General features: G+C 71.9%; 24 protein-coding genes and 1 other RNA gene. 17 read left to right on the top strand and 8 right to left on the bottom strand.

Annotation, left to right across the window (positions count from 1 at the left end):
- Positions 1-5: 5 nt before the first annotated feature.
- The 4 genes from FB382_RS13600 to FB382_RS13585 are packed head-to-tail and all read left to right on the top strand — an operon-like array spanning position 6 to position 1,473.
- Entirely contained in the window at positions 6-212 is a 207-nt protein-coding gene (locus tag FB382_RS13600) for a hypothetical protein (protein WP_182539926.1), read from the top strand.
- Between the two features lie 9 nt (positions 213-221).
- A complete protein-coding gene (locus FB382_RS13595; RefSeq protein WP_182539925.1) occupies positions 222-608 on the top strand; it encodes a TadE/TadG family type IV pilus assembly protein in 387 nt (128 codons plus the stop codon).
- Positions 605-1,036, top strand: a complete 432-nt coding sequence (locus tag FB382_RS13590) for a hypothetical protein (protein WP_343055603.1) — start codon at positions 605-607, stop codon at positions 1,034-1,036. Before FB382_RS13595 ends, FB382_RS13590 begins: the two co-directional genes overlap by 4 nt.
- Positions 1,033-1,473 (top strand): pilus assembly protein TadG-related protein, encoded by a 441-nt coding sequence (locus tag FB382_RS13585; protein ID WP_182539924.1) that lies wholly within the window; start codon positions 1,033-1,035, stop codon positions 1,471-1,473. The genes FB382_RS13590 and FB382_RS13585 overlap by 4 nt, the downstream gene beginning before the upstream one ends.
- On the opposite strand, the gene FB382_RS13580 is transcribed toward FB382_RS13585, so the two are convergent.
- Positions 1,425-2,063 (bottom strand): TetR family transcriptional regulator, encoded by a 639-nt coding sequence (locus tag FB382_RS13580; RefSeq protein WP_182539923.1) that lies wholly within the window; start codon positions 2,061-2,063, stop codon positions 1,425-1,427. The genes FB382_RS13585 and FB382_RS13580 overlap by 49 nt on opposite strands.
- Before the next feature lie 47 nt (positions 2,064-2,110).
- Here FB382_RS13580 and FB382_RS13575 point away from each other — a divergent pair, with 47 nt between their 5' ends.
- Together FB382_RS13575 and prfB are read left to right on the top strand one after the other, a co-directional pair.
- Entirely contained in the window at positions 2,111-3,034 is a 924-nt protein-coding gene (locus tag FB382_RS13575; protein ID WP_182539922.1) for an oxygenase MpaB family protein, read from the top strand.
- A gap of 11 nt (positions 3,035-3,045) precedes the next feature.
- Positions 3,046-4,164, top strand: coding sequence for a peptide chain release factor 2 (gene prfB / locus FB382_RS13570; RefSeq protein WP_182539921.1), 1,119 nt, complete (start codon positions 3,046-3,048; stop codon positions 4,162-4,164).
- An 18-nt stretch (positions 4,165-4,182) separates the two neighbouring features.
- Here prfB and FB382_RS13565 read toward each other — a convergent pair whose 3' ends face one another.
- Positions 4,183-5,520 carry a zinc metalloprotease gene (locus tag FB382_RS13565; protein WP_182539920.1) on the bottom strand — a complete coding sequence of 446 codons (1,338 nt, stop codon included), beginning with the start codon at positions 5,518-5,520 and terminating at the stop codon, positions 4,183-4,185.
- 100 nt (positions 5,521-5,620) lie between these two features.
- On the bottom strand, positions 5,621-6,250 hold the full coding sequence (locus FB382_RS13560) for a hypothetical protein (protein ID WP_182539919.1): 630 nt from the start codon (positions 6,248-6,250) through the stop codon (positions 5,621-5,623).
- A gap of 42 nt (positions 6,251-6,292) precedes the next feature.
- On the opposite strand from FB382_RS13560, the gene FB382_RS13555 reads away from it, so the two are divergent.
- From FB382_RS13555 to FB382_RS13515, 9 genes are all read left to right on the top strand, one after another.
- Complete coding sequence (locus FB382_RS13555; protein WP_246377184.1) at positions 6,293-8,197, top strand: alpha-amylase family protein; 1,905 nt, start codon at positions 6,293-6,295, stop codon at positions 8,195-8,197.
- Positions 8,198-8,281: 84 nt separating this feature from the next.
- Positions 8,282-8,971 (top strand): cell division ATP-binding protein FtsE, encoded by a 690-nt coding sequence (gene ftsE, locus FB382_RS13550; protein WP_125037917.1) that lies wholly within the window; start codon positions 8,282-8,284, stop codon positions 8,969-8,971.
- 30 nt (positions 8,972-9,001) lie between these two features.
- On the top strand, positions 9,002-9,913 hold the full coding sequence (gene ftsX / locus FB382_RS13545; RefSeq protein ID WP_182539914.1) for a permease-like cell division protein FtsX: 912 nt from the start codon (positions 9,002-9,004) through the stop codon (positions 9,911-9,913).
- Positions 9,914-10,042: 129 nt separating this feature from the next.
- Positions 10,043-11,218, top strand: coding sequence for a peptidoglycan DD-metalloendopeptidase family protein (locus FB382_RS22895; protein ID WP_182539912.1), 1,176 nt, complete (start codon positions 10,043-10,045; stop codon positions 11,216-11,218).
- A 228-nt stretch (positions 11,219-11,446) separates the two neighbouring features.
- Complete coding sequence (gene smpB, locus FB382_RS13535; protein ID WP_182539909.1) at positions 11,447-11,938, top strand: SsrA-binding protein SmpB; 492 nt, start codon at positions 11,447-11,449, stop codon at positions 11,936-11,938.
- Positions 11,931-12,800, top strand: a complete 870-nt coding sequence (locus tag FB382_RS13530) for an amidohydrolase family protein (RefSeq protein WP_182539907.1) — start codon at positions 11,931-11,933, stop codon at positions 12,798-12,800. Before smpB ends, FB382_RS13530 begins: the two co-directional genes overlap by 8 nt.
- A 72-nt stretch (positions 12,801-12,872) precedes the next feature.
- Complete coding sequence (locus FB382_RS13525) at positions 12,873-13,562, top strand: hypothetical protein (protein WP_182539905.1); 690 nt, start codon at positions 12,873-12,875, stop codon at positions 13,560-13,562.
- A gap of 37 nt (positions 13,563-13,599) precedes the next feature.
- Positions 13,600-13,970: a transfer-messenger RNA gene (gene ssrA / locus FB382_RS13520) on the top strand.
- Positions 13,971-14,104: 134 nt separating this feature from the next.
- A complete protein-coding gene (locus tag FB382_RS13515; protein WP_182539903.1) occupies positions 14,105-14,665 on the top strand; it encodes a hypothetical protein in 561 nt (186 codons plus the stop codon).
- 3 nt (positions 14,666-14,668) lie between these two features.
- Here the strand turns inward: FB382_RS13515 and FB382_RS13510 are convergent, their stop codons facing one another.
- On the bottom strand, positions 14,669-15,118 hold the full coding sequence (locus FB382_RS13510; RefSeq protein WP_125037911.1) for an SRPBCC family protein: 450 nt from the start codon (positions 15,116-15,118) through the stop codon (positions 14,669-14,671).
- On the bottom strand, positions 15,115-15,441 hold the full coding sequence (locus FB382_RS13505) for an ArsR/SmtB family transcription factor (RefSeq protein WP_246377182.1): 327 nt from the start codon (positions 15,439-15,441) through the stop codon (positions 15,115-15,117). The genes FB382_RS13510 and FB382_RS13505 overlap by 4 nt, the downstream gene beginning before the upstream one ends.
- Before the next feature lie 83 nt (positions 15,442-15,524).
- On the opposite strand from FB382_RS13505, the gene FB382_RS13500 reads away from it, so the two are divergent.
- Positions 15,525-15,866 (top strand): hypothetical protein, encoded by a 342-nt coding sequence (locus tag FB382_RS13500; protein ID WP_182539901.1) that lies wholly within the window; start codon positions 15,525-15,527, stop codon positions 15,864-15,866.
- An 8-nt stretch (positions 15,867-15,874) separates the two neighbouring features.
- Here the strand turns inward: FB382_RS13500 and FB382_RS13495 are convergent, their stop codons facing one another.
- A complete protein-coding gene (locus tag FB382_RS13495) occupies positions 15,875-16,930 on the bottom strand; it encodes an SLAC1 family transporter (RefSeq protein ID WP_182539899.1) in 1,056 nt (351 codons plus the stop codon).
- Between the two features lie 93 nt (positions 16,931-17,023).
- Between FB382_RS13495 and FB382_RS13490 the strand changes: the two genes are divergently transcribed.
- A complete protein-coding gene (locus tag FB382_RS13490) occupies positions 17,024-17,953 on the top strand; it encodes a LysR substrate-binding domain-containing protein (RefSeq protein ID WP_182539896.1) in 930 nt (309 codons plus the stop codon).
- 11 nt (positions 17,954-17,964) lie between these two features.
- Here the strand turns inward: FB382_RS13490 and FB382_RS13485 are convergent, their stop codons facing one another.
- Together FB382_RS13485 and FB382_RS13480 are read right to left on the bottom strand one after the other, a co-directional pair.
- Entirely contained in the window at positions 17,965-18,621 is a 657-nt protein-coding gene (locus tag FB382_RS13485) for a response regulator (RefSeq protein WP_182541518.1), read from the bottom strand.
- Positions 18,618-24,395, bottom strand: a complete 5,778-nt coding sequence (locus FB382_RS13480) for a HAMP domain-containing protein (RefSeq protein ID WP_182539894.1) — start codon at positions 24,393-24,395, stop codon at positions 18,618-18,620. Before FB382_RS13480 ends, FB382_RS13485 begins: the two co-directional genes overlap by 4 nt.
- Positions 24,396-24,464 lie beyond the last annotated feature (69 nt).

Here is a 24,464-nt window from a genome sequence, read left to right as displayed (position 1 = left end):
CGACCATGCACCAGCTGCCCCTCACCCTCCTGCGGCTCCACGCCGCGCTCGTGCAGCCCCGTCACCGCGCCGACCGCGACGACCGCGGCGACGTGCCCGGCTGGGTCTTGATCACGGTCATGACCGCAGGCCTGGTCATGGTCATCTGGGGCGTCGCACGCGACCAGCTGTCCCAAATGCTCCGCGACGCCCTGAACTCCGTGCACAACTAGGCCCCAGCCGTGCGCCGTCGAGCATCGCAACGCGGGTCCGCCGTCGTGGACTTCGTGCTGGTGCTCGCCGTCCTCGTGCCGCTCTTCCTCGGCATCCTGCAGGTGGGGCTGGTGCTGCTCGTGCGCAACACCCTCGCGGCGGCTGCCTCCGAGGGCGCGCGGTACGCCGCGGTGCAGGGGCGCGGTCCGGCCGACGGTGTCGCCCGGACCCGGTCGCAGATCGCCGGTGTGGTCGCGGGTCGCTTCGCCCAGGACATCGACGTACGCCGCGTGATGGTCGACGGCGCGCCCGGCATCGAGATCGTGGTGCATGCGCGGGTGCCCGCGCTCGGCATCGGCGGCCCGGCCGTCTCGCTCGACGTCGCCGGCCACGCCGTCTCGGAGGAGGCGCCGTGAAGTCCGAGAGGGGGAGCGCCCTCGTCGAGATGAGCTGGCTCGGCATCCTGCTGCTGGTGCCGATGCTCTGGATCCTGATGAGCGCCTTCGAGGTGCAGCGCGGCGCGTTCGCGGTGAGCGCCGCCGCTCGCGCCGCCGGCCGCGCCTACGCCCTGGCGCCGTCGGACGGCATCGGTCGTGCGCGGGCGGAGGCGGCGGCTCGCCAGGCGCTCGACGACCAGGGCCTGCACGCCGGACCGTTGTCGATCGCGGTCAGCTGCACGCCCTACCCCCACGACTGCCACGCCGGCACCTCGGTGATCACGGTCGTGGTCCGCTCGCGGGTGGACCTGCCGCTGCTGCCCAGCGCGCTCGGCGGGAGCGCCCCCGGCTTCGCCCTCGACGCGAGCCACACCGTCCCGATCGGCCAGTTCCAGGAGGTCCCGTGAGCCGCCGCGACGAGCGCGGGACGGTGACGCTGATGATCATCGGCTTCGCCTTCGTGCTGGCGATGGCGGTGGTCCTCGTCGTCGATGCCTCGGCCGCCTACCTCCAGCGGCAGGGCCTCGACACCATCGCCGACGGGGCCGCCCTGCAGGGCGCCGACCTCGGCGCGACCGGCCGGGAGACCTACCTCGATGGCGTCCCTGACGACCGGCTCGCGCTCACCGAGGCGCGTGTGCGGGCCTCCGTCCACGACTACCTGCTGGCGATCGGCGCCTACCGGACCTACCCCGGGCTGACGTACGACGTCGGCGTCGACGCGACCACCCAGTCCGTCACCGTCGCCGTGCACGCCCCGCTCGACCTGCCGCTGACCGTGCCCGGCTCGCCGGCTCACCCCGTCGTCGGCTCCGAGGCGTCCGCGATCGTCTCGACGGGCTGACCGACCACGGCCGCGACCGCTCGGGTCAGCGCGGAGGCGAGCTCGTCGGGGGAGACCCGCCCCGGGGAGACGTCCTCGTCGGCGAAGAGCGCCTGGGCCGCCCCGATCGCGAAGAGGACCCGCCAGGCGGCCTCGGCGTCGGCGGGCGACGTACCGAGCCGGCGCTGGAGCCAGCCCGTGACGGTGGTGGCGAGCAGGTGGGAGGCGGCCCGGGTGCGCGGCTCGAACTCCGGCTGGCCCTGCGCCTCGACCAGGAAGGCCCGCATCGCGCCGTGGTGCCGCTCGAAGATCTCCAGCGCCGCCCGGCAGAGCAGGGCCAGCGCCTCGCCGTCCGACGGCTCCGCGTCGGCGCGCGCGAACGCCGCGGCCGTCGCCGCCTCGATCGCCCCGAGCGCCCGGTCCTGGGCGGCGAGGAGCAGTCCGGTCCGGTCGCGGAAGCGGTGGTAGAGCGACCCGTTGGACGTCCCGGCCTCCGCCGCCACCGCCGCGACGGTCACCGCCGACAGCCCGCCGGAGGCGAGCAGCGCCAGCGTGGCGTCGAGCATCCGGTCGGCGGAGGTCGAGCTGCGGGACTGCAGGGGAGTGCGCACACCGCCACCCTAGCCAGATTAGAGCGCTCGCTCTACTATCGGTGGGCATGAGGCGCGACCACTGGAAGCTCGTCAACGACTCCATGGATCCCGAGACCCAGTTCACCGAGATCTACCGCAACGTCGTGATGTACGAGTTCCCCTGGGACATGAACCAGGCGCTCAGCTTCGCGCTCTTCCGCACCTACGCCGTGCCCGGAATCGGCCGCCTCCTCGACCAGACCGGCGAGTTCACCGGCGCGGTCCAGAAGCGGTACGACGACACCGCGATCCTGCTCGAGCAGCCCTTCCGGCTCGGCTTCGACCACCCGCAGGGCCGGGCCGCGGTCCGGCGCATCAACCAGATGCACAAGGCCTACGACATCCCCGACCACGAGTTCCGCTACGTGCTCTCGACGTTCGTGGTGGTCCCCAAGCGCTGGCTCGACGACTACGGCAAGCGCCCGCTCACGCCCACGGAGCTGCGGGCGTCGGTCAACTACTACCGGACCCTCGGCAGGCACATGAACATCCCCGACATCCCGGAGACCTACGACGACTTCGCCCGGCTGATGGACGACTACGAGGCCGAGCACTTCGCCTACGACGAGGGCGCGCGCCGGGTCGCGGACGCCACCCTCGCGCTGATGCTCACCTTCCACCCGCGCCCGGCCGCCCGGGGTGTGGAGGTGTTCTCCCGTGCGCTGATGGACCCGCCGCTCCGCGAGGCGTTCCGGTACGCCGCCCCGCACCCCCTCGTCGAGCGGGCCTCGCGCGGCGCGCTGAAGGCCCGCGGTTTGGCCCTGCGCGCCTTCCCCGCCCGCACCCGCGCCCAGACCGTGCAGGACCTCAAGTGGATCCGCAGCTACCCCGACGGCTACGACGTGGAGCGCATGGGCACGTTCCCGGCCGGCTGCCCCGTGCCCCACCCGGTGGACGCCGTGGCCGACGTGGGGGAGAGCGGTTCGTCCATTCCTCCCGCGGCCACGTAACCTTGGCTCTTGTGGCAGGCATCGACTTCGACGTAGAGATCAAGACCCTTCTGGCGACGATGCGCACCATCGAGCAGGTGCTCGACGTTGACGAGATGCGCCGGGAGATCGCCGACCTCGGCGAGCAGGTCGCCGCCCCCGACCTCTGGGACGACCAGGACAACGCCACGCGCGTGACCGGCCGCCTCTCCGCGCTCCAGGGCGAGGTCGACCGCTTCGACTCCCTCATCTCGCGCATCGAGGACCTCGAGATCATGGTCGAGCTCGGCCAGGAGGAGGGCGACGCCGACGCGATGGCCGACGCCGACCGCGAGCTCACCCGCATCAAGAAGTCCGTCGAGACCCTCGAGATCCGCACCCTCCTCAACGGCGAGTACGACGCCCGCGAGGCGCTCGTGTCGATCCGCGCCGGCGCCGGCGGCGTCGACGCGGCGGACTTCGCCGAGACCCTGATGCGGATGTACGTCCGCTGGGCCGAGCAGCACAAGTACCCCGTCGAGGTCTTCGAGACCTCCTACGCCGAGGAGGCCGGGCTCAAGTCCGCCACCTTCGCGATCCACGCGCCCTACGCCTACGGCACCCTGTCCGTCGAGGCCGGCACCCACCGCCTCGTGCGGATCAGCCCCTTCGACAACCAGGGCCGCCGCCAGACCAGCTTCGCCGCGGTCGAGGTCGTCCCGGTGCTGGAGCAGACCGACGAGATCGACGTGCCCGACGAGGAGATCCGCGTCGACGTCTACCGCTCCGGCGGTCCCGGCGGCCAGTCGGTCAACACCACCGACTCGGCGGTCCGCCTCACGCACATCCCCACCGGCACGGTGGTCTCCTGCCAGAACGAGAAGAGCCAGCTCCAGAACAAGGCCAGCGCGATGGTCGTGCTCAAGGCCAAGCTGCTCGCGCTGAAGAAGGCCGAGGAGAAGGCCCACCTCGACGGCCTGCGCGGCGACGTCCAGGCCAGCTGGGGCGACCAGATGCGCAACTACGTCCTCAACCCCTACCAGGTGGTCAAGGACCTGCGCACCGGCTACGAGGTGGGCAACCCCTCGGCGGTCTTCGACGGCGATCTCGACGGCTTCCTCGAGGCCGGTATCCGCTGGCGTCGGGGCGCCGACAAGGCCGACGCCAACTAGAGGCCAACTGATCCGGCGCTACCGCCGCAGTGACGCAGCGCAGCCGGACGCCCGCACGGTGTAGGCGCCGACACTGCCGTAGCCGTCGTACGCGTGCAGCGCGCCCCCGTGGCCGACCCCCTCGACGGACACGTCGTACCTCCCCGGTGGCAGCCGCAGTGTGAGCCACGCGCCCATGCCGGTCGCCCGGTCGCGCGTGACCTCGCGTGAGGGCGGGTTGGCCGACGCGACGATGGTCCCGTCCGGCTCGAGGAGCCGGAGCAGGATGTCGAGGTTCGGCGACCGCGGCGCCGGCCGGGCCGCGACGTGCACCCAGCCGCTGCAGGCGCCGAGCGACCACACGTCCGTGTCGGCATCGCTCGTGATGTACGCCGGTCCCGCCGGCATCGGTCCGGCCCCGGCCGTGGTGTCCCCGGCCTCGTCGGCGCGCAGCGGCGCCCCGTTGGCGGCGATGAGTGCCAGGTCGTCCTGCGGGTTGTTGGCTCCGGCGTAGGCGCCGCGGCTCCACTGCACGATCGGGCGCGAGAAGCCGCCGCCCATGATCGGCGCCCAGCTGCCCTGTCCGAAGGAGTACTCCTGCGTCGTGGTGCCGTCGTGCAGCAGCCCGACGTTGTGGCCCACCTCGTGGCTGACCACCTCGGCGATGTCCTTGAGGTCGTTGCCGACCATGTCGGAGAAGACCCAGCTCGGCTGGTAGGCCGCGTGGTCGACGGCGAGGTCCATCACGTCGAAGAACGCCATCCCCGAGCAGCCGTCCGGGCAGATCGCCCGCGCCGCCGCCTGGCTCGACGTGATCACGGCCCGGGTGCCGTAGGTCGGGTCGTCGGGGCTGCTGCGGTCCAGGACGTCCGGGCCGGGGTCCTGGGTCGTGACGTCGACGTCGAAGGGCGCGAAGTCCTCGGCGACCCGCTGCCAGATGTCCTGCACGGCGGCGCGTTCGACGTCGCTGAAGGCGGGGTCGCCGTCCAGGCTCCAGCCGCGGTAGCGCCCGTCCGGCAGGCCGAGGTCGGGGGCGTTCCAGGCCGTTCCGGAGACGTCGTCGCCGTTGAAGTCGAGCAGGATCGTGTGCGCCGAGCCGGGCAGGCTGTGCAGCGCGAACGTGTCCGCCAACGGATACGGCGCCCGCCGTACCAGCGCCCGGTCCGCGGCGGCCGTCCGGGCGTGGACGTCGACCCGCGGGACGGGGTCGCGGACGAGCTGGTGCCCCAGCTGGGCAGGGGACGGAGCAGGGGCCGGTCCCGCCGCGGTGGCGGGGCCGGCCCCGAGGGATGCGAGCAGGGTCGCGCCGGTGAACGCCGCCCCGACGAGTGCACTGGCACCCGTCCGCAGCCGTCGATCAGAGGCTCCTGCTCCCATCGTGTTCCCCCCTAGAACCCGACTCCAGCGTCGAGGTGGGGGGAAGGGTGCGGTGCGGGGTTCAGGGACCCCTCACCACTTCTGGGGAGCGCCTGACTAGTCAGCCGGCGGTCTGGCCGGACGCGGCCAGCGCCACCGCGGCGCACCAGTCGCTGGCCCGCTCGGTGAGGTCGGCCGGCTCCTGCTTGCCGGGGACCGCCAGCGTGCAGCTGAGCCACGCGTCGCCGAACAGCCCGTAGTAGCCCTGGAAGTGCCCGCGGGGCGTGCCGCAGCGGGTGGCGACCGAGGGCTTGCCGAAACCGGCGTCGTTCGTGCCCTGACAGCCCCGGCCGACGGCCGCGTCGCGCAGCTGGGTCGCTCGGTCGACGGTGACGGGCGGCGCGAAGACCCAGGCCCGGGCGACGGAGCCGTCCTGGGCGCGCCACGTGCAGTCGTACTCGTGGGCGACGTCGCGGACACCCTTGACGAGCCGGGCGTGCTCGCCGTTGTTGTAGGCCAGGCCGTCGTACTTCGTGGTGCCGAGCGCGGCCTGCAGCGTGTCGGGGCCGATGCCCGAGCAGAACGCGTCGCGCGCCACCACCATCGCGGTGGTGTCGAGGTCGGACAGCTTCGTCACGGACGCGGTCGGCGCGGCGTCGGGGGACGAGGAGCCGTCGTCGCACGAGCTGATGCCCACCAGGGCGAGCACGGCCACGACGGCGGCAGGCGCGAGGAGCCGCAGGTCGGACATGGGCCTCAACATATCGGCGTCCGGTGCGCTTGAATGCATCCGATGGGTACTCCCGAGGACGTCCACGCCGCCGCCGCTGCCGAGCTGGCCGGCCTCTCCGAGGAGCGCCGCGAGGCGTTCGCGCTGCGGCTCGACCGGTGGTGGGACGACCTGCTCGCCGGCCTCGCCGCGGTCTACCCGCACCCGGAGGCCGTCGCCGGCCGGCTCGTGCAGATCGCCGCCCGCGCGTACGCCGCCCGCCCGGCCGACCTGCACCGCCTCGACCAGCGCCGGCTGCTCCAGCCGGACTGGCTCCAGCAGCCCCGGATGTTCGGCTACGCCTGCTACACCGAGCGCTTCGCCGACGACCTGGCCGGCCTCGCCCGGCGGCTCGACCACCTCGAGGACCTCGGCGTCACCTACCTGCACCTGATGCCGCTGCTGATGCCGCGCGAGGGCGACAACGACGGCGGCTACGCCGTCCAGGACTACCGCGCCGTCCGCCCCGACCTCGGCACGATGGACGACCTCCGCGACCTGGCCACCACGCTGCGCGGCCGCGGGATCAGCCTGGTGATGGACCTCGTGCTCAACCACGTCGCGCGCGAGCACGCCTGGGCCGAGAAGGCCCGCGCCGGGGACGCGACCTACCGCGACTACTTCCACGTGCACGCCGACCGGACCCTGCCCGACGCCTTCGAGGAGACCCTGCCGGAGGTCTTCCCCGACTTCGCGCCCGGCAACTTCACGTGGGACGAGCAGCTCCAGGGTTGGGTCTGGACGACCTTCAACGAGTGGCAGTGGGACCTCAACTGGGGCAACCCGGCCGTGCTGCTGGAGTTCGCCGACATCATCCTGGCGCTGGCCAACACCGGCGTGGAGGTGCTACGCCTCGACGCCATCGCGTTCCTGTGGAAGCGGCTCGGCACCGCCTGCCAGAACCAGCCCGAGGTGCACGCGATCACCCAGGTGCTGCGCACCGTCGCGCGGCTGGGCGCGCCGGCGCTGGTCTTCAAGGCCGAGGCGATCGTGGGACCGCGGGACCTGGTGCAGTACCTCGGCCTGGGCTCCCACGCCGGCCGGGTCAGCGACCTCGCCTACCACAACAGCCTGATGGTGCAGGTCTGGTCGATGCTCGCCACCGGCGACACCGTGCTGGCCCGCCATGCGCTCGCCGCGCTGCCGCCGGCGCCCACCACCGGCACCTGGATCGCCTACATCCGCTGCCACGACGACATCGGCTGGGCCATCGACGACGGCGACGCCGCCGCGGTCGGGCTCAACGGCCACGACCACCGGCGCTTCCTGGCCGACTGGTACGCCGGCGACTTCCCCGGCTCGTGGTCCGAGGGGCTGGTCTTCCAGCACAACCCCGAGACCGGCGACAAGCGGATCAGCGGCACGTCGGCCGCGCTCGCCGGGCTGGCCCGCGACCCCGAGGGCGGGCTGTCGCGGATCTTCCTCGCCCACGCGATCGTTGCCGGCTGGGGCGGCATCCCGGTCGTGTGGAGCGGCGACGAGCTCGGCCAGCCCAACGATCCGCACTGGGCCGAGGAGCCCGGGCACGCCGACGACAACCGCTGGGCGCACCGGCCGCGCCTCGACGCCGATCGGGCCGCGCAGCGCCACGACCTGCGCACCGAGCCCGGCAAGATCTTCGGCGGCCTCGCCCACCTCGCGCGCGTCCGGGCCTCGCTGCCGCAGCTGCACGCCTCCGCCGAGAGCCGGGTCGTCGTCGACACCGACCCCGGCGTGCTCGCCACCGTGCGCACCCATGCCAGCGGTCCGATGGTCGGGCTCTACAACGTCACCCGCGAGTCCCGCCCGTTCCCGATCGGCTGGCTGCACGACGCCGGCCTCGGCTCGCCGTACGACGCGCTGGGTGGGCACCCCGTGACCGCCGGCGCCGACGGCCTCGTCTGGCTCCCGCCGTACGCCGCGTGGTGGGTCGTCGAGGCGCCTGCCTGACCCGGACGTGAGCCGCAACACCCCGATGTGACGCTCGCGACGGGGTGCGGGGCCGCTCAGGGGCTCTCGACTACCCTCGATCCAGTGATCCGCTTCGAAAAGGTCTCCAAGGCCTACCCAGGACAGGGGAGCCCTGCACTCGACCAGGTGACGGTCGACGTGGAGAAGGGCGAGTTCGTCTTCCTCGTCGGGGCCTCGGGGTCCGGCAAGAGCACGTTCCTGCGGCTCGTGCTGCGGGAGCACCGCCCCTCGTCCGGCCGTGTCTACGTCGCCGGCAAGGAGATCAACCGCCTCGCCGCCTGGAAGGTGCCGCGGCTGCGCCGCTCGATCGGCACCGTCTTCCAGGACTTCCGCCTGCTGCCCAACAAGACCGTCAGCGAGAACGTCGCGTTCGCGCTCCAGGTCATCGGCAAGGGCCACAAGGAGATCGCCAGCGTGGTCCCCGAGACCCTCGAGCTGGTCGGGCTGGAGGGCAAGGGCGACCGGATGCCCGACGAGCTCTCCGGTGGTGAGCAGCAGCGCGTCGCCATCGCCCGCGCCTTCGTCAACCGCCCGATGATCCTCATCGCCGACGAGCCCACCGGCAACCTCGACCCCACGACCTCGGTCGGCATCATGAAGCTGCTCGACCGCATCAACCGCACGGGCACCACCGTGCTGATGGCCACCCACGACGCCGGCATCGTCGACCAGATGCGCAAGCGCGTCATCGAGCTCGAGGACGGCCGAGTCGTCCGCGACCAGGCGCAAGGCGTCTACGGCTTCCAGCACTGATCCTCGACCCCGAAGAGAGCCTCTTCCCTCATGCAGCTTCGTTACGTCTTCTCCGAGCTCGGCCAGGGCCTTCGTCGCAACCTGTCGATGCACATCGCGGTGATCCTGACCCTGTTCGTCTCGCTGACCCTCGTGGGCCTCGGCGTCCTCCTCAACCAGCAGGCCGACAAGGCCGCCCAGCACTGGGGCAGCCAGCTCCAGATCACGGTGTGGCTGTGCAAGGACAAGGACGACAACCCCGCCTGCACCGGTGAGGTCACCGACACCCAGAAGCAGGCGATCGAGAAGGTCGTCAGCAGCAGCCCCGAGGTCGCGGACTACCACACCGAGTCCAAGGAGCAGGCCTTCGAGAAGGTCAAGGAGCTCCTCGGCCCGGACAAGTTCGAGGGCCCCAACCCGGCCGCCACCGCCGCGGACATGCCGCAGTCGGTGTGGATCGAGCTCAAGGACCCCGACCAGTACAAGGGCATCGAGAGCGCCGTGGTCGGCCTCGACGGCGTCTCGGGCATCCGCGACATGCGTGAGGTGCTCAAGCCGATCTACGGCTCGATCAACGCGCTCCAGTGGGGAGCGCTCGGCACGGCCGGCTTCCTGGTGTTCGCGGCGCTGCTCCTGGTCGGCAACACCATCCGGCTCGCGGCGTTCGCGCGCCGCAAGGAGATCGGCATCATGCGGCTCGTGGGTGCCTCCACGATGTACATCGCGCTGCCCTTCCTCCTCGAGGCGCTGGTGACCGCCCTGCTCGGCGTCGCGCTCGCCTCGGGGGCCCTGGGCGCCTTCATGTACTTCGGCATCGACCAGCGCGCCGCGACCGGTCTGAAGTTCATGCCGTGGATCGGAATGCCCGAGTACGTCGTCGCCGTCATCTGCATGGCGATCCTCGGTCCGGTGCTCACGCTGATCCCGACACTCGTGTTGACGCGCAAATACCTCAAAGTCTGATCGCCGCGGGTTACGGTCGAGCCGTTCACTTCCCCGAACATCGAAGGCAGACCGGTGCGCTTCTTCCCCCGTGCCGCACGCCATCGCCTCGTGGCGGCCTCCGCGGCCTGCGCGATCGCGATGGGCGCTGTGACAGTCCCTCACGCGTTCGCCGACGACCTCAAGCACAAGCAGAAGCACGTGCAGAGCCAGATCAAGGCCGCCGGCCACGACCTGGACGAGTCCAGTGCCCGCCTGCGCAAGACCTCCGCCGCCCTGGCCAGCGCCCGGACCCAGCTCGCCGGCGCCAAGGGTGAGCTGACCGCCGTACGCGCGAAGCTCGAGGCGGCCCGCATCTACGACAACCAGATGCAGGCCAGGCTCAACGCCGCCGTCGCCCGGCTCGCCTCGGCCCAGGCCGACCTCGTCGAGGGGCAGCAGGCGCTGGACGACCAGCGCCAGAACGTCACCGACACCATCACCTCGATCTACGAGGAGGGTGACCCGCAGCTGCTCGCGTTCTCCGCGCTGCTCGACGCCCAGTCGCCGGCCGACCTGACCCGCCAGGCCGAGATCAAGAACGTCATCGTCGGGCGCCAGACCCGGGCCTACGACGACCTGCACGCCGCCGAGGTGCTGCTCCAGGTCCGCGAGGACGAGGTGCAGTCCGCCCGCGACGAGGTCGCCCTGCAGCGCCAGCAGGCCGCCGAGCACCTGGTCACGATGAAGGACCTGCACCAGCAGTCCGTGGACGCCAAGATCAAGGTCCGCGACCTGGTCAACCGCAGCCGCGACGCCCAGCACGCCGCCACCGAGGCGCGCCGGCACGACCAGGTCCAGCTCGCGCGGCTGAAGAAGCGCGAGGACCAGATCCGCCAGCAGATCCTCGCGGCGGCCCGCCGTGCCCACGGCGGCTACCGCGGCCCGACCGGCGGCCTCCTGCTGCACCCGGTCAACGGGCCGATCACCTCGCCCTTCGGCTACCGGATGCACCCGATCTACCACTACTGGGGCCTGCACGACGGCGACGACTTCGGCGCTCCGTGCGGTGCGCCGCTGTACGCCGTCAACGGCGGCTCGGTGATGTCGGAGTACTACTCCTCGGTCTGGGGCAACCGCCTCTACCTCAACCTCGGCACCTTCAACGGCCGCAACGTCACCGTCATCTACAACCACCTCTCCCGCTACCGCGTCGGCAGCGGTGCCCACGTCGGCCGCGGCGACGTCGTCGGCTATGTCGGCACGACCGGCTGGTCGACCGGCTGCCACCTGCACTTCACCGTCATGGTCAACGGCACCCCGGTGAACCCCGTCAGCTGGTTCTGAGCGGAGACGCATCGCTGCCCCAGCGGTGAGCCAGCAACCGAACCCGACCGGGAAATGGTTCACCACCCACCGCCGGGTCGACCCGGCGGTGAGCCATGAACCGACCCGGGCAGGGAAAGGGTTCACAGCTCACCGCTCCCGTTGACCAGGGCGCCCACGCGCGCGGGCGCCATAGCCAGCGCCGACTCGATGGGGAATCGGCTTGCCGGGGTTTGAGAGGATGGCGGGATGCCGAAGGACTCGAAGAAGGACGCGCCGCGCAAGATGGTTGCGCAGAACAAGAAGGCGCGCCACGACTACCTCATCGAGGACACCTTCGAGGCGGGGCTGGTCCTCATGGGGACCGAGGTGAAGTCGCTGCGGATGGGCCGCGCCTCCCTCGTCGACGGCTTCGTCGACATCGACGGCGGCGAGGCCTGGCTGCACGGCGTGCACATCCCGGAGTACGCCCAGGGCACCTGGACCAACCACGCCGCCCGCCGCAAGCGCAAGCTCCTGCTCAACCGTGTCGAGATCGACAAGATCGAGCGGCGGGTCAACGAGAAGGGCCTGACGATCGTGCCGCTGTCGCTCTACTTCGTCGACGGCCGGGCCAAGATCGAGATCGCCCTCGCCAAGGGCAAGAAGTCGTGGGACAAGCGGCACGCCCTCGCCGAGCGGCAGGCCAACCGCGAGACCGAGCAGGCCGTGGGCCGCCGCCTCAAGGGCATGGGTGACTGACTCGGGTCCGGTCCGCGCCTTCTGGCAGGACCTCGGGCTGCCCGGGCTGTTCGACGTCCACGTCCACTTCCTGCCGCCGAACATCCAGGCCAAGGTCTGGGCGCAGTTCGACCAGGCCGGCCCGAAGATCGGGCGCGACTGGCCGATCCGCTACCGCGGCAGCCACGAGGAGCGGGTCGAGCAGCTCCGCTCCTTCGGCGTACGCCGCTTCTCGGCTCTGCCCTACGCCCACCGACCTGGGGTTGCGACCTACCTCAACGACTGGGCGGCCGGCTTCGCCGCCGACGTCCCCGAGTCGCTGTGGTCGGCGACGTTCTACCCCGAGCCGGAGGCGCCGTCCTACGTCGCTGCCGGCATCGAGGCGGGCGTCGAGGTGTTCAAGGTGCACGTGCAGGTGGGGGAGTTCCACCTCGACGACCCCGAGCTGGACAAGGTCTGGGGGATCCTCGAGGACGCCGGCACCCCGATCGTCACGCACGCCGGCTCCGGCCCGGTCGGCAACGAGTTCACCGGCCCGGGCGCCCTGGCCCGGGTGCTCGAGCGGTTCCCGCGGCTCGCGGTCGTGGTCGCGCACATGGGGGCGCCGGAGTACGCCGAGTTCCTCGACCTCGCCGAGCGCCACGAGCGTGTGCGGCTCGACACGACGATGATCTTCACCGACTTCTTCGACCAGGAGGCGCCGTACCCGTCCGAGCTGGTGCCGCGGCTGGTCGACCTCCAGCCCAAGGTGCTGCTCGGCTCGGACTTCCCGACCATCCCCTATCCCTACGCCCACCAGTTGGAGGGTCTGGAGCGGCTCGGTCTGGGGGAGGACTGGCTGCGCGCGGTCTGCTGGCACAACGGCGTCGAGCTCTTCGGCTGACCCCGGACGCGGGGCCGACCTCGGGACCTTCGGCCCTGCCCGACGCCGGGTCGGGCGGGTGAAGTGGGGGCCATGCACACCGTGCACCCCGCCGACCTGCGCCGGGCCGAGGCCCCGACGTCGGCGCCCACGCTCCCGGTGTGGGTGGCGCTCTGCGCGTCCGCCGAGGCCGTCGGGATGACGGCGGCGGCCGGCGCGTCGCGAGCCGGTGGGCTCGGCAGCGACTGGCTGGCGCTGGGTGTCGTGGTGCTCGGTGGGCTGGTCGAAGGAGTGGCCCTGGGGTCGGCGCAGGCATGGGGCCTGGGGCGCTGGCTGTCCTCGCTGCAGAGGGGACGCTACGTGCTCGCGACCGTGCTGGTCGCCGGCCTGGGATGGGCGGGTGCCTCGGCGCCCGCCGTCCTGTCGGGGGACACGGGGGATGGTGGCGGGAGCTCCCCGCCGCTGCCGCTGGTGCTGCTCGGCGCCGCGGGTCTGGGACTGGTGATGGGCCCCGTGCTGGGGTCCGCGCAGGCGGTCGCCCTACGCGGCGCGGCCTCCCACCCGTGGCGCTGGGTCGGCGCCAACACGGTGGCCTGGCCACCGGCCATGTGCCTGATCTTCCTGGGCGCCTCGGTGCCCGGGGCGGGCTGGCCGATGGCCGGGCTGCTGGTGGACGGTCTGGTGACGGGCGCCGTGGCAGGGGCAGTGCTCGGCCTCGTCACGGTCTGGTTCCTGCCCACGCTGTCGCCGGCGCGGGAATCCCTGGTGCCTCGCGCTGGTTGAGTCGGATAGCCTGTGCATGCAGGTACACAACTCAAGAGGGGCTGATCGGTTTCGACTTGGGACGTTAGTTCCAGGGGAAGCGGGTCGAGGAGCCAGCGTCATCTCGTAAACGACCGCTGGAAACCAATAACTGCCAACGCTAAGCGCAGTTCCTTCGCTCTCGCTGCCTGAGCAGTGATCGAAGCGTCAGACCGGGCATCCGTCTCCGTCCCGGACCCTGGCGTCATCTAGGAGACTTGCTGGTCAACTTCTGTCAGGAGGGTTGATCGGGACTTTTTCCTGACTGAGCCTGTCGGCGACGTGTCTGTGCGAGCGCCGGGGCCGAGAAAAGCGACATCACCGACTGCACCCGGAGAAGACCTGGTTCGACGCTCGAGGACGCGGGTTCGATTCCCGCCAGCTCCACCACACGATCACCTCTTGACGACAACGTGGAGGATCCAGCGCACCCCGTGCGCCGGGTCCTCCACGTTGTTGCGTCCGTCCGGAAAGTTTCCGGTGACTGCTCGCAACCAACCCCGGCGCCCGGGCGTCTCTGGGGTATGACTCTCGGACACCGACCCGCGACCCTGCCCCTTCGACTCGTCCTCGGCGCCACGGCGCTGCTCGCGCTCGCCGCCTGCGGCAACGAGACCTCGGCCACCGCCGCGGACGCCCCGACCTCACCCGCGCCGACCAGCGCTTCGCCCACGCAGCAGGAGGAGGCCCCCCGGCTGATCTCGTACGCCGGCGGCGAGTCGCCCGGCGTCGAGGTCAAGCAGCGCAGCGACGCGGCCCACCTCACCGGCGCGCCTGCCGACTTCAAGCAGTTCATCGGCGACCTCGCCCAGCAGAACGCCGACGCCTCCAGCTGCGCCGACGGGTACGTCGGCGTGACCGTGCAGACGCTGCGCACCGACGGCTTCGCGATCGGCGGCGTCAACGACTGTGGCGGCTACCTGGCCCTGTGGGCCGTCGTCGACGGCCACTGGAAGGAGGTCGCCGGCACCCAGGAGCTGTGGGACTGCAAGATCCTCGCGCGCTACCAGGCGCCCAGTGACGTGGTCGGCGACGCGTGCTACGACTACGACGCGCAGCACGAGCGCGCCTACCAGCAGGCGTGAGCGTCACCCCGCAGCGAGCTCCGCGAGGTAGGCGTCGAAGCGGTCCAGGCTGGTCTGCATCCCGGCCTGCGCCTCGGGGGAGAGGTACATCTCCGGCACGTTGGTCTGGTGCGTGACCACCTCGGTGGTCCCATCGCCGAGGTCGGCGAACGTGACCGTCGTGCGCATCCCGCCCTCCACGTCGGGCTCCTCCCACGAGAGCAGGTCGGGGCGACGTACGTCGACGAAGACCGCCCGCATCGTGTAGGTCGCGCCGTCGGAGTCGTTGACCATGACCGTCTCGAAGACGCCACCGGGGCGCAGGTCCACGGTGATGTTGGCGAGGGGGGTGGTCGTGCCGGTCGGCCCCCAGAAGTGGGTGAGGTGTTCCGGCGTGGTCATGCAGTCGAAGACGAGCTCGGCGGGGGCACGGTGCACCCGCGTGATCGTGAGCTCTCCGGTCTGGACGGTCATTGCTGCTCCTTGAGGTAGTGGGCGAGGCGGTCGTGGCGTTCGGTCCAGGTCGCGCGGTGTCGCTCGATCCAGCCGACGGCGTCGTCGAGGCGGGCTGCCTCGAGGGCGCAGGGGCGGGACTGGGCCGATCGCGACCGCGAGACCAGGCCGGCGTGCTCGAGCACCTTCACGTGCCGGGACACCGCCTGCTGGGTGATCGCGAACGGCTCGGCCAGCTCGTTGACCGTGGCGTCGCCCCGTGCCAGCCGCGCCAGGATCGCGCGGCGGGTGGGGTCGGCCAGGGCCGCGAAGACCCGGCTCAGCTCGTCCTCCATGACCGTCATGGCAGGAGCCTAGACACAACCAACTGCTTTTACAACAGATAAGTTGTGAAGGTCGGAGGTGGTGTGGACCGGAGAATGGCTCCATGGCCACGATCACCCTGCACGACGGCACCCTCGCCGTCCGGTTCACGACCCTCGAGAAGCTCGGCGGCCTCGTCCGCGACCTCGACGTCCCCGTCTCCTCGATCGCGGCGGCGCGCGTCGAGCCTGACGGCCTGCGCGCCGTGCGCGGGCTCCGGGCGCCCGGGCTCGGCCTCCCGTTCGTCCGCAAGATCGGCACCTGGCGCTCGCGGGCCGGCTCGTCCCTCGTGTCCGTGCGCCGCGGCCAGCCCGCGCTCGTGCTCGACCTCACCGGTGCGAAGTACCGCCAGGTCGTGATCGGCCTCGACGACGCCGCGTCGTACGTCGATCGCCTCGACGTCTGAGACGCGCCTCAGGTCCGGAGGGAGCCCAGCGTCCGGGTCGCGACGGTGGCCCAGGCGGCGAGCAGTGCCAGGTAGAGCACGCCGGAGGCGACGGCCAGCGCCTGCGCGCCGGTCGCGGCCGCCAGCGCCGACGTGCCGGTCACGACCGTGCCGACCGGGAACGTGAACGACCACCACGCCATCGTGAACGGCAGGCCGTCCCGCGCGGCCCGGACCGTGGCGGCGGCGGCGAAGGTCGCCCACGCCCCGGCCAGGAGCAGGGTCGGCAGCCCGTAGCGCAGCCCGAACGACGGGGGCATCGCCCCGCTGGCGGACAGGGCGTGGGCCGCGGTGACCGACTGGCCCAGCGGGCCCAGCACGATCCACAGCGTCGGGACCGTGGCCGCCGGGCCGCGCCCGTGGCGGGCGAGGCGCTTCAGCAGCGCGGCCACGACCGGCATGGAGGCCAGCAGGGCCAGGGCGAACATCGCGACACAGGCCGCCCCGAGCGCACGCCGGGCCGGGCCGTCGGGCAGGTGGGAGAGGAGCAGGGGACCGGTGGCCGCGCTGACCATCGGCGGCACGACGGGCATCAGCCAGGTGGCCGAGGCGGCCTCGAGCCGGTAGTCGCCGCGTGCGCGAGCGGCCCGCGGCACCAGCACCGTGGTGGCGAGGCCGAGCACGCTGCCCGCCGTCCAGAGCAACGCGTCGAGCGCCACCGCGGCGTGCGTGCCGACGAGCGGCTCCCCGGCCAGGACGGCGCCGGCGCCCACCGTCATCAGGGCCATCGCCGGGGCGCCGTAGAAGTGCGCCATCGCGGGGTCGTACGCGTGGGCGCGGGCGACGTCAGGCCGGCGGAGCCAGTGCCGGACGGTCGCGCCGCCCACGACCAGGAGCACCAGGGCGTCGAGCGCCCAGACCGCCGCGGTGAGGTCCGCGAGCCCGGGCGCGACGAACGGCAGCGTCGCACCGGCAGTCGCGACGATGCCCGTGCCCATCACGGTGGCGAACCAGTTGGGCCCGAAGGAGTCGAGCACGCTCGATCGCCCGGGAGCGAGCGGCCGGACGGCCAGGAGGGTGGTCATGGCTCCAGCGTGGGCGGCGTACGTCGTCCCGAGTAGCGGTCACGTTCCTGTGCATGCACAGGGGATCCTTGTGACCGGCGTAAGGTCTGCCCTGTGACCCAGCCCGCCAGCCACGTCCCGGACCTGCCGGCCCTGCGGCTGCTGGTCGGCGTGGCCCGGCACGGCAGCATCGGGGGAGCGGCCCGCGAGGCCGGCGTCTCCCAGCAAGCCGCGTCCGAGCGACTCCGGGCGGTCGAGGCGCAGGTCGGCCTCACCCTGCTGCAGCGGGGTGCGCGCGGCTCCCAGCTCACCTCCGCGGGAGTCGTGCTGGTCGAGTGGGCGGGCCGGCTGCTCGACGTGGCCGACGAGCTCGACACCGCCATCGACGGCCTGCGCAGCGCCCGCGGCCGCGACCTGGCCGTGCACGCCAGCATGACCGTCGCCGAGAGCCTGGTGCCGCGGTGGCTCGTGCTGCTCCGGCAGCGCCAGGTCGCCGACGGGCACCGCCCGACGGCGGTCAGCCTGACGGCGGGGAACTCCCGGCAGGTCGTCGACGCCGTACGCCGCGGAGCCGCGCACGTCGGGTTCGTGGAAGGCCTCGACGTGCCGGCGGGGCTGCGCTCCCGGACCGTGGTCCGCGACCGGCTCGTGCTGGTCGCACCGCCCGGCACGCCGCTGACCCGGCGCCGCTCGCCGCTGGAGCCCGACGAGGTCGCCGAGCTCGCGCTCACCGGCCGCGAGGCCGGGTCGGGCACCCGCGAGGTGGTCGAGGCCGCGCTGGCCCGGCACCGGCTGACCGGCGCCGCGCCCGCCCTCGAGCTGACCACGGCCACGGCCGTACGCGAGGCCGTCCGGGCAGGGAGCGCACCGGCCTTCCTGAGCCGGCGGGTCGTCGAGCGCGACCTCGCGGCCGGTCAGCTCGTCGAGGTGCCGGTCACCGGTCTCGACCTCGAGCGGGCGTTCCGTGCGGTGTGGGTCGGCTCGGCCACGCCACCGGCCGGCCCGGTCCGCGACCTGGTCGCCATCGCGCGCTCGACGGGCTGATCAGGGGCGCGTCAGCCGAACTCGCGCCGGGTCAGCCCCGCCGTGGTCGCCGTGGACTGGAGCGCCGCGATGCTGTCGTGGAGGTCGTCGACCTGCTGGCGGACCCGCTCGGTCGCCTCGCGGACCCCGGCGAGGTCGTTCTCGGTCAAGGCCTGCTCGAGCCCCTCGGTCGCGGAGGACACCTCGGCGACCTGGTCGCGCAGCACGCCCAGGACGTCGGCGCTGTCCTCCTGGTCGTCGATCTGGCGGCGCAGGAACGAGGCCTGGCTGGCCAGTCTGCGGCCCGCGGCCCAGAGGTCGACGAAGACCTGCACCTTCGCCCGCAGGATCCACGGGTCGAAGGGCTTGGCGATGTAGTCGGCCCCGCCCGCGGCGTAGCCGCGGTAGGAGTTGCGTTGCTCGTTGTCGGCCGCGGTCAGGAAGATGATCGGCACGTCCTTGGTGCGCGAGCGCCGCTTGATCCGGGCCGCCGTCTCGAAGCCGTCCATGCCCGGCATCTGGGCATCGAGCAGGATCAACGCGTAGTCGTCCTTGAGCAGGGCCCGCAGCGCCTCCTCGCCCGACCCGGCGCGCACGAGCGTCTGGTCGAGCGAGCTCAGGATCGCCTCGAGGGCGAGGAGGTTCTCCGGCCGGTCGTCGACGAGGAGGATCTTGGCGCGTTCGATCATGAAAGCCACGACCGAAAGACGGAGAGGAGCTGGTCGACGTCGACCGGCTTGGTGACGTAGTCCGACGCGCCGGCGGTGAGGCTGTTGTCGCGGTCGCCGGGCATCGCCTTGGCGGTCAGTGCGATCACCGGGAGGTCGCGGAACGACGGCATCTTCCGGATCTCGCGCATCGCGGTGTATCCGTCCATGCCCGGCATCATGACGTCCATCAGCACCAGGTCGATCTCCGGCTCGCGGCGCAGCGTCTCCAGACCCGCCTCGCCGTTCTCGGCATAGAGCACGTCGATGCCGTGCTGCTCGAGCGCGCTGGTGAGCGCGAAGACGTTGCGGACGTCGTCGTCGACGATCAGGATCCGCCGTCCCACGAAGACCTGCTCGCCCTCCCGCGGCTCGGCGGTCGGCACGAGGGCCGGCACCGGCGGGCGTACGTCGGCCCGGTGCAGGAACAGCGAGACCGCGTCCAGGACCTGGTCGACCGAGCCGGGCCGCGCCAGGGTGAGCGTCTCGGCGTAGGGCTGGAGGCGGTTGGTCTCACGGGCCGACAGGTCGTCCACGCCGGTGGCCACCACGGGGGTGGCGCGCAGGGCCTTGCGGGAGCGGATCCGCTTGAGCACGTCGAAGCCGCCACCGCCGCTCAGGCCGAGGTCGACCACGACGCAGTCGTAGGCGTCGCCGTCCAGGGCCGTGGTCGCGTCGCTGGCATTGCCGGCGACCTCGACGTCGATCCCCTCGAGGGTCGAGACCCGCTCGGCCACCGCCGACGCGTCGCCGGCGGCCTGCTCGGTCACGACGAGCACTCGGCGGTGCGCGGTGTTGAGGAAGACGTCGACGCGTTCGAGTGCGGCGTCGAGCCGGGCCCGGGTGATCGGCTCCTCGAGCACCCCGAGCGCCCCGGCCACGAGGCCGTCACGGGCGTCCTCGACGGCGCCCGGCGCGTGGGTCACCACGGTCGGGATCAGCCGGGTCGTGGGGTGCCGCTTGAGTCCGTGCAGGAGCGAGCTGCCGTCGTGGGTCACCATGTCCCCCCCGACGACCATCGCCGCCGGCACGCGCTGGTGGGCCACGACCAGGGCGTCGTCGGCCTGCAGCGTCGCGACCACCTTGTAGCCGTGGCCCCGGCCGATGTCGACCGCGGCGCGAGCCACGTCCGCCTGGGAGAGCGCGACCAGCAGGACCCGGTCACCGTCGTGGATCGCCGGCTCGTCGTCGACGATCACCTCGTGCATGAGCTCGGCGGCCGAGGGCTTCTCCGCCTCGGGCGTCGCCTCTTGCCGCGGGCCGGCTGCCTCCGGCTGCGGCGCCCGGCTGCCGTCGTACCGGACGGGCAGGTAGAGGGTGAACGTGCTGCCGCGTCCGGGGTCGCTCTCGACGTGGATCTCGCCGCCGATCAGGCGGGCGATCTCCCGGCTGATCGAGAGGCCCAGGCCAGTGCCGCCGAACTTGCGGCTGATGGTGCCGTCGGCCTGCTGGAACGCCTCGAAGATCGTGCGCAGCTGCTCGGGCGCGATGCCGATGCCGGTGTCGGAGACCTCGAAGGCCAGCACGTGCTCGGCGGCGGTGAGCGGCGCCATCTGGAAGCGCTCCTCACCGGCGTGCCGGATGGCCAGGGTGACGTTGCCCGCGGAGGTGAACTTCACCGCGTTGGAGAGCAGGTTGCGCAGCACCTGCTGGAGCCGGTGCTGGTCGGAGTAGAGCGTGCGGGGCACGTCGGGCGCGATCTCGACGGTGAAGTCGAGGTCCTTCTCCGCGGTGAGCGGGCGGAACGTCGCCTCGACGTACTCCACGATCCCGGCGACGGCGATGTCGGCGAGGTGGACGTCCATCTTGCCGGCCTCGACCTTGGACAGGTCGAGGATGTCGTTGATCAGCTGCAGCAGGTCGGTGCCGGCGCTGTGGATGGTCTGCGCGAACTCCACCTGGCGGCTGTTGAGGTTGCCGTCGGGGTTGTCGGTGAGCAGCTTGGCCAGGATCAGCAGCGAGTTGAGCGGGGTGCGCAGCTCGTGGGACATGTTGGCCAGGAACTCCGACTTGTAGCGCGAGGAGAGGGCCAGCTGCTCGGCGCGGTCCTCCAGCGCCCGTCGGGCGTCCTCGATCTCGAGGTTCTTGATCTCGATGGCGCGGTTCTGGCGCGCGAGCAGCCGTGCCTTCTCCTCCAGCTCCGCGTTGCTCTGCTGGAGCTCGCGCTGCTGGGTCTGCAGCTCGCCCGACTTGTTCTGCAGCTCGCCCGCGAGCCGCTGCGACTCCACCAGCAGCAGCTGCGTCTGCGAGCTCGCGATGATTGCGTTGAGCGAGACGCCGATGATCTCCATCAGCTGCTCGAGGAACTGCATGTGCACGGTCGTGAACGGCGAGAACGACGCCAGCTCGACCACGCCGAGCACCTGCTCCTCGAAGACCACCGGCAGGATCGCGATCTCCAGCGGCGGCGCCTCGCCCAGCCCGGAGGAGATGCGGAGGTAGTCGCGGGGCACGTCGGTGATCCGCACGGTGTGCCGGGCGACGGCGGTCTGCCCGACGAGGCCCTCGCCGAAGCCGAAGACGTCGGGCACGCTCTCCCGGCGCCGGAAGCCGTACGACGCGATCCGGCGCAGCGAGTCGCCCTCGGGACCGGACTCGGTGAGGAAGAAGGACCCCTGCGTGGCGCCGACCAGCGGCGTCAGCTCGCTGACGATCAGCCGCGTCACGTCGAGCAGGTCGCGGCCACCCTGCATGTGGCCGGTGAAGCGCGCCAGGTTGGTCTTGAGCCAGTCCTGCTCCTGGTTGGCCCGCGTCGTCTCGCGCAGGTTGTCGATCATCTGGTTGAGGTTGTCCTTGAGCTCGGCCACCTCGCCCTCGGCCTCGACGGTGATCTGCTGGCTCAGGTCGCCCTGGGTCACCGCGGTGGAGACCTCGGCGATCGCCCGCAGCTGGGTGGTGAGCGTGCCGGCGAGCTGGTTGACGTTCTCGGTCAGCTTGCGCCAGGTGCCGGAGACGTCGGCCACCTCGGCCTGGCCGCCGAGCTTGCCCTCGGTGCCGACCTCGCGGGCCACACGCGTGACCTCGTCGGCGAACGACGACAGCTGGTCGACCATCCGGTTGACGGTGGTCTTGAGCTCGAGGATCTCGCCGCGGGCGTCGACGTACGTCTTCTGGGTCAGGTCGCCGTGCGCGACGGCGGTGGTGACCAGCGCGATGCTGCGCACCTGGCTGGTCAGGTTGCCGGCCATGGAGTTCACCGAGTCGGTGAGGTCCTTCCACGTGCCGGCGACGCCGCGGACGTGGGCCTGGCCGCCGAGGATGCCCTCGGTGCCGACCTCGCGGGCCACACGGGTGACCTCGTCGGCGAACGCGCGCAGGGTGTCCACCATCGCGTTGATGGTCGAGGCCAGTGCGGCCACCTCACCACGGGCCTCGATGGCGATCTTCTGGCTCAGGTCGCCGCGCGCGACCGCGGTGGAGACGGCGGCGATGCTGCGCACCTGGCTGGTCAGGTTGGAGGCCATGGAGTTCACCGAGTCGGTCAGGTCGCGCCAGGTGCCGGCGACGCCGGGCACGCGCGCCTGGCCGCCGAGGATGCCCTCGGTGCCGACCTCGCGGGCCACACGCGTGACCTCGTCGGCGAAGGACGACAGCTGGTCGACCATGGTGTTGACGGTGCTCTTGAGCTCGAGGATCTCGCCGCGCGCGTCGACGGTGATCTTGCGGGTCAGGTCGCCGCTCGCGACCGCGGTGGTCACCTCGGCGATGTTGCGGACCTGGCTGGTCAGGTTGGCCGCCATCATGTTGACGTTCTCGGTCAGGTCCTTCCACGTGCCCGACACGTCGTGCACGTCGGCCTGGCCGCCGAGCTGGCCCTCGGTGCCCACCTCGCGGGCCACACGCGTGACCTCGTCGGCGAACGACGACAGCTGCTGGACCATGGTGTTGACGGTGCTCTTGAGCTCGAGGATCTCGCCGCGCGCCTCGACCGTGATGGAGCGCGTCAGGTCGCCGCGCGCCACGGCGGTGGTCACCTCGGCGATGTTGCGGACCTGGGCCGTCAACGTGCCGGCCATGAAGTTCACCGAGTCGGTCAGGTCGCGCCACGTGCCGGAGACGCCGGGCACGGCCGCCTGGCCGCCGAGGCGTCCCTCGCCACCCACCTCGCGGGCCACGCGCGTGACCTCATCGGCGAACGACGACAGCTGGTCGACCATGGTGTTGACCGTGGTCTTGAGCTCGGCGAGCTCGCCGCGCACGTCGACGGTGATCTTCTGGCTCAGGTCGCCGCGCGCCACCGCGGTGGTCACCTGCGCGATGTTGCGCACCTGGTTGGTCAGGTTGGAGGCCATGGAGTTCACCGAGTCGGTGAGGTCCTTCCACGTGCCCGCAACGCCGGGCACGTCGGCCTGGCCGCCGAGGATGCCGTCGCTGCCGACCTCGCGGGCCACGCGGGTGACCTGGTCGGCGAAGGAGGACAGCTGGTCGACCATGGTGTTGACGGTGCTCTTGAGCTCGGCGAGCTCGCCCTTCACGTCGACGGTGATCTTCTGGCTCAGGTCGCCGCGCGCCACGGCCGTGGTCACCTGCGCGATGTCGCGCACCTGCGCGGTGAGGTTGTCGGCCATGTAGTTCACCGACTCGGTGAGGTCCTTCCACCGACCCGCCACGCCGGGCACGTCGGCCTGGCCGCCGAGCATGCCCTCGGTGCCCACCTCGCGGGCCACGCGGGTGACCTCGTCGGCGAACGTCTGCAGGGTCGCGGTCATGGAGTTCAGCGTCTGCGCGAGCTCGGCCACCTCGCCGCGCGCGGTCACGGTGATCTGCTGGCTCAGGTCGCCCCGCGCCACCGCCTGGGCGACCGAGGAGATCCCGCGGACCTGGCTGGTCAGGTTGGAGGCCATGATGTTCACCGAGTCGGTGAGGTCCTTCCAGGTGCCCGACACGCCGCGTACGTCGGCCTGGCCACCCAGCCGCCCCTCGGTGCCCACCTCGCGGGCCACGCGCGTCACCTCCGACGCGAAGGACGACAGCTGGTCGACCATCCGGTCGACGGTCTGCTTGAGGTCGGCCATCTCGCCGGACACCTCGACGGTGACGGTCTTGGACAGGTCGCCGTTGGCCACCGCGGTCGTGACGAGGGCGATGTCGCGGACCTGCGCGGTCAGCCGCGACGACATCGCGTTGACCGCGTCGATCAGGTCGCGCCAGCTGCCGTCGGCGTTGCGCACGCGGGCCTGGCCGCCGAGCTTGCCCTCGGTGCCGACCTCGCGGGTCACGCGGGTGATCTCGGTCGAGATCCCCGACAGCTGGTCCACCAGCCCGTTGACGCTGCGCGCCAGCCGGAGCGGCTCGCCGCGCAGGGGCTGGCCGTCGAGGTCGACGTCCATGCGCTGGGTCAGGTCGCCCTCGGAGACCGCCGCGACGACGCGGGCCAGCTCGCCGGTCGGGCGCACCAGGTCGGAGACCAGCGCGTTGGCCGACTCGATGGCCTTGCCCCACGCGCCCTCGCCGACGCCGGACTGGAGCCGCTCGGAGTGCCGCCCCTCGCGCCCCGCGACCCGCTGCACGCGGTTGAGCTCGCTGGTCAGGTGCTGCTGCCGCTCGGCGATCTCGTTGTAGACGATGGCCAGGTCGGCGGCCAGGCCGCCCCCGGAGATCGGCAGCCGCTTGCGGAAGTTGCCGTCCCGCATGGCGTTGAGCGCCTCGAGGAGACGACGCAGCTGGACCGGGTCGACGCCGTTGTCCTCGGTGGGCGTGGCTCGACGGGTTGCCCGACCCCCCGAGACCCTCGTGGCGGACGTGGTGCTGGGCATGAGGGTCCTCCTCGGTCTCGGCCGTGCGCCTGAGACGGCAAGTCTGTCACCATGTGCGGAGCACGCCTA

Origin of the sequence: Nocardioides ginsengisegetis, from assembly GCF_014138045.1 — a bacterium.
Taxonomy (GTDB): domain Bacteria; phylum Actinomycetota; class Actinomycetes; order Propionibacteriales; family Nocardioidaceae; genus Nocardioides; species Nocardioides ginsengisegetis.
Note: the sequence above shows the minus strand (reverse complement) of the source record. Positions and strands in the feature narration are given on the sequence as shown.

Excerpts from the sequence above, each read along its gene's own strand:
- FB382_RS13600 (WP_182539926.1), top strand. The coding sequence starts at position 6 with ATGCACCAGCTGCCCCTCACCCTCCTGCGGCTCCACGCCGCGCTCGTG.
- FB382_RS13575 (WP_182539922.1), top strand. The coding sequence starts at position 2,111 with ATGAGGCGCGACCACTGGAAGCTCGTCAACGACTCCATGGATCCCGAG.
- FB382_RS13565 (WP_182539920.1), bottom strand. The coding sequence starts at position 5,520 with ATGGGAGCAGGAGCCTCTGATCGACGGCTGCGGACGGGTGCCAGTGCA.
- FB382_RS13560 (WP_182539919.1), bottom strand. The coding sequence starts at position 6,250 with ATGTCCGACCTGCGGCTCCTCGCGCCTGCCGCCGTCGTGGCCGTGCTC.
- FB382_RS13555 (WP_246377184.1), top strand. The coding sequence starts at position 6,293 with ATGGGTACTCCCGAGGACGTCCACGCCGCCGCCGCTGCCGAGCTGGCC.
- ftsX (WP_182539914.1), top strand. The coding sequence starts at position 9,002 with ATGCAGCTTCGTTACGTCTTCTCCGAGCTCGGCCAGGGCCTTCGTCGC.
- smpB (WP_182539909.1), top strand. The coding sequence starts at position 11,447 with ATGCCGAAGGACTCGAAGAAGGACGCGCCGCGCAAGATGGTTGCGCAG.
- FB382_RS13525 (WP_182539905.1), top strand. The coding sequence starts at position 12,873 with ATGCACACCGTGCACCCCGCCGACCTGCGCCGGGCCGAGGCCCCGACG.
- FB382_RS13515 (WP_182539903.1), top strand. The coding sequence starts at position 14,105 with ATGACTCTCGGACACCGACCCGCGACCCTGCCCCTTCGACTCGTCCTC.
- FB382_RS13510 (WP_125037911.1), bottom strand. The coding sequence starts at position 15,118 with ATGACCGTCCAGACCGGAGAGCTCACGATCACGCGGGTGCACCGTGCC.
- FB382_RS13505 (WP_246377182.1), bottom strand. The coding sequence starts at position 15,441 with ATGACGGTCATGGAGGACGAGCTGAGCCGGGTCTTCGCGGCCCTGGCC.
- FB382_RS13500 (WP_182539901.1), top strand. The coding sequence starts at position 15,525 with ATGGCCACGATCACCCTGCACGACGGCACCCTCGCCGTCCGGTTCACG.
- FB382_RS13495 (WP_182539899.1), bottom strand. The coding sequence starts at position 16,930 with ATGACCACCCTCCTGGCCGTCCGGCCGCTCGCTCCCGGGCGATCGAGC.
- FB382_RS13485 (WP_182541518.1), bottom strand. The coding sequence starts at position 18,621 with ATGATCGAACGCGCCAAGATCCTCCTCGTCGACGACCGGCCGGAGAAC.
- FB382_RS13480 (WP_182539894.1), bottom strand. The coding sequence starts at position 24,395 with ATGCCCAGCACCACGTCCGCCACGAGGGTCTCGGGGGGTCGGGCAACC.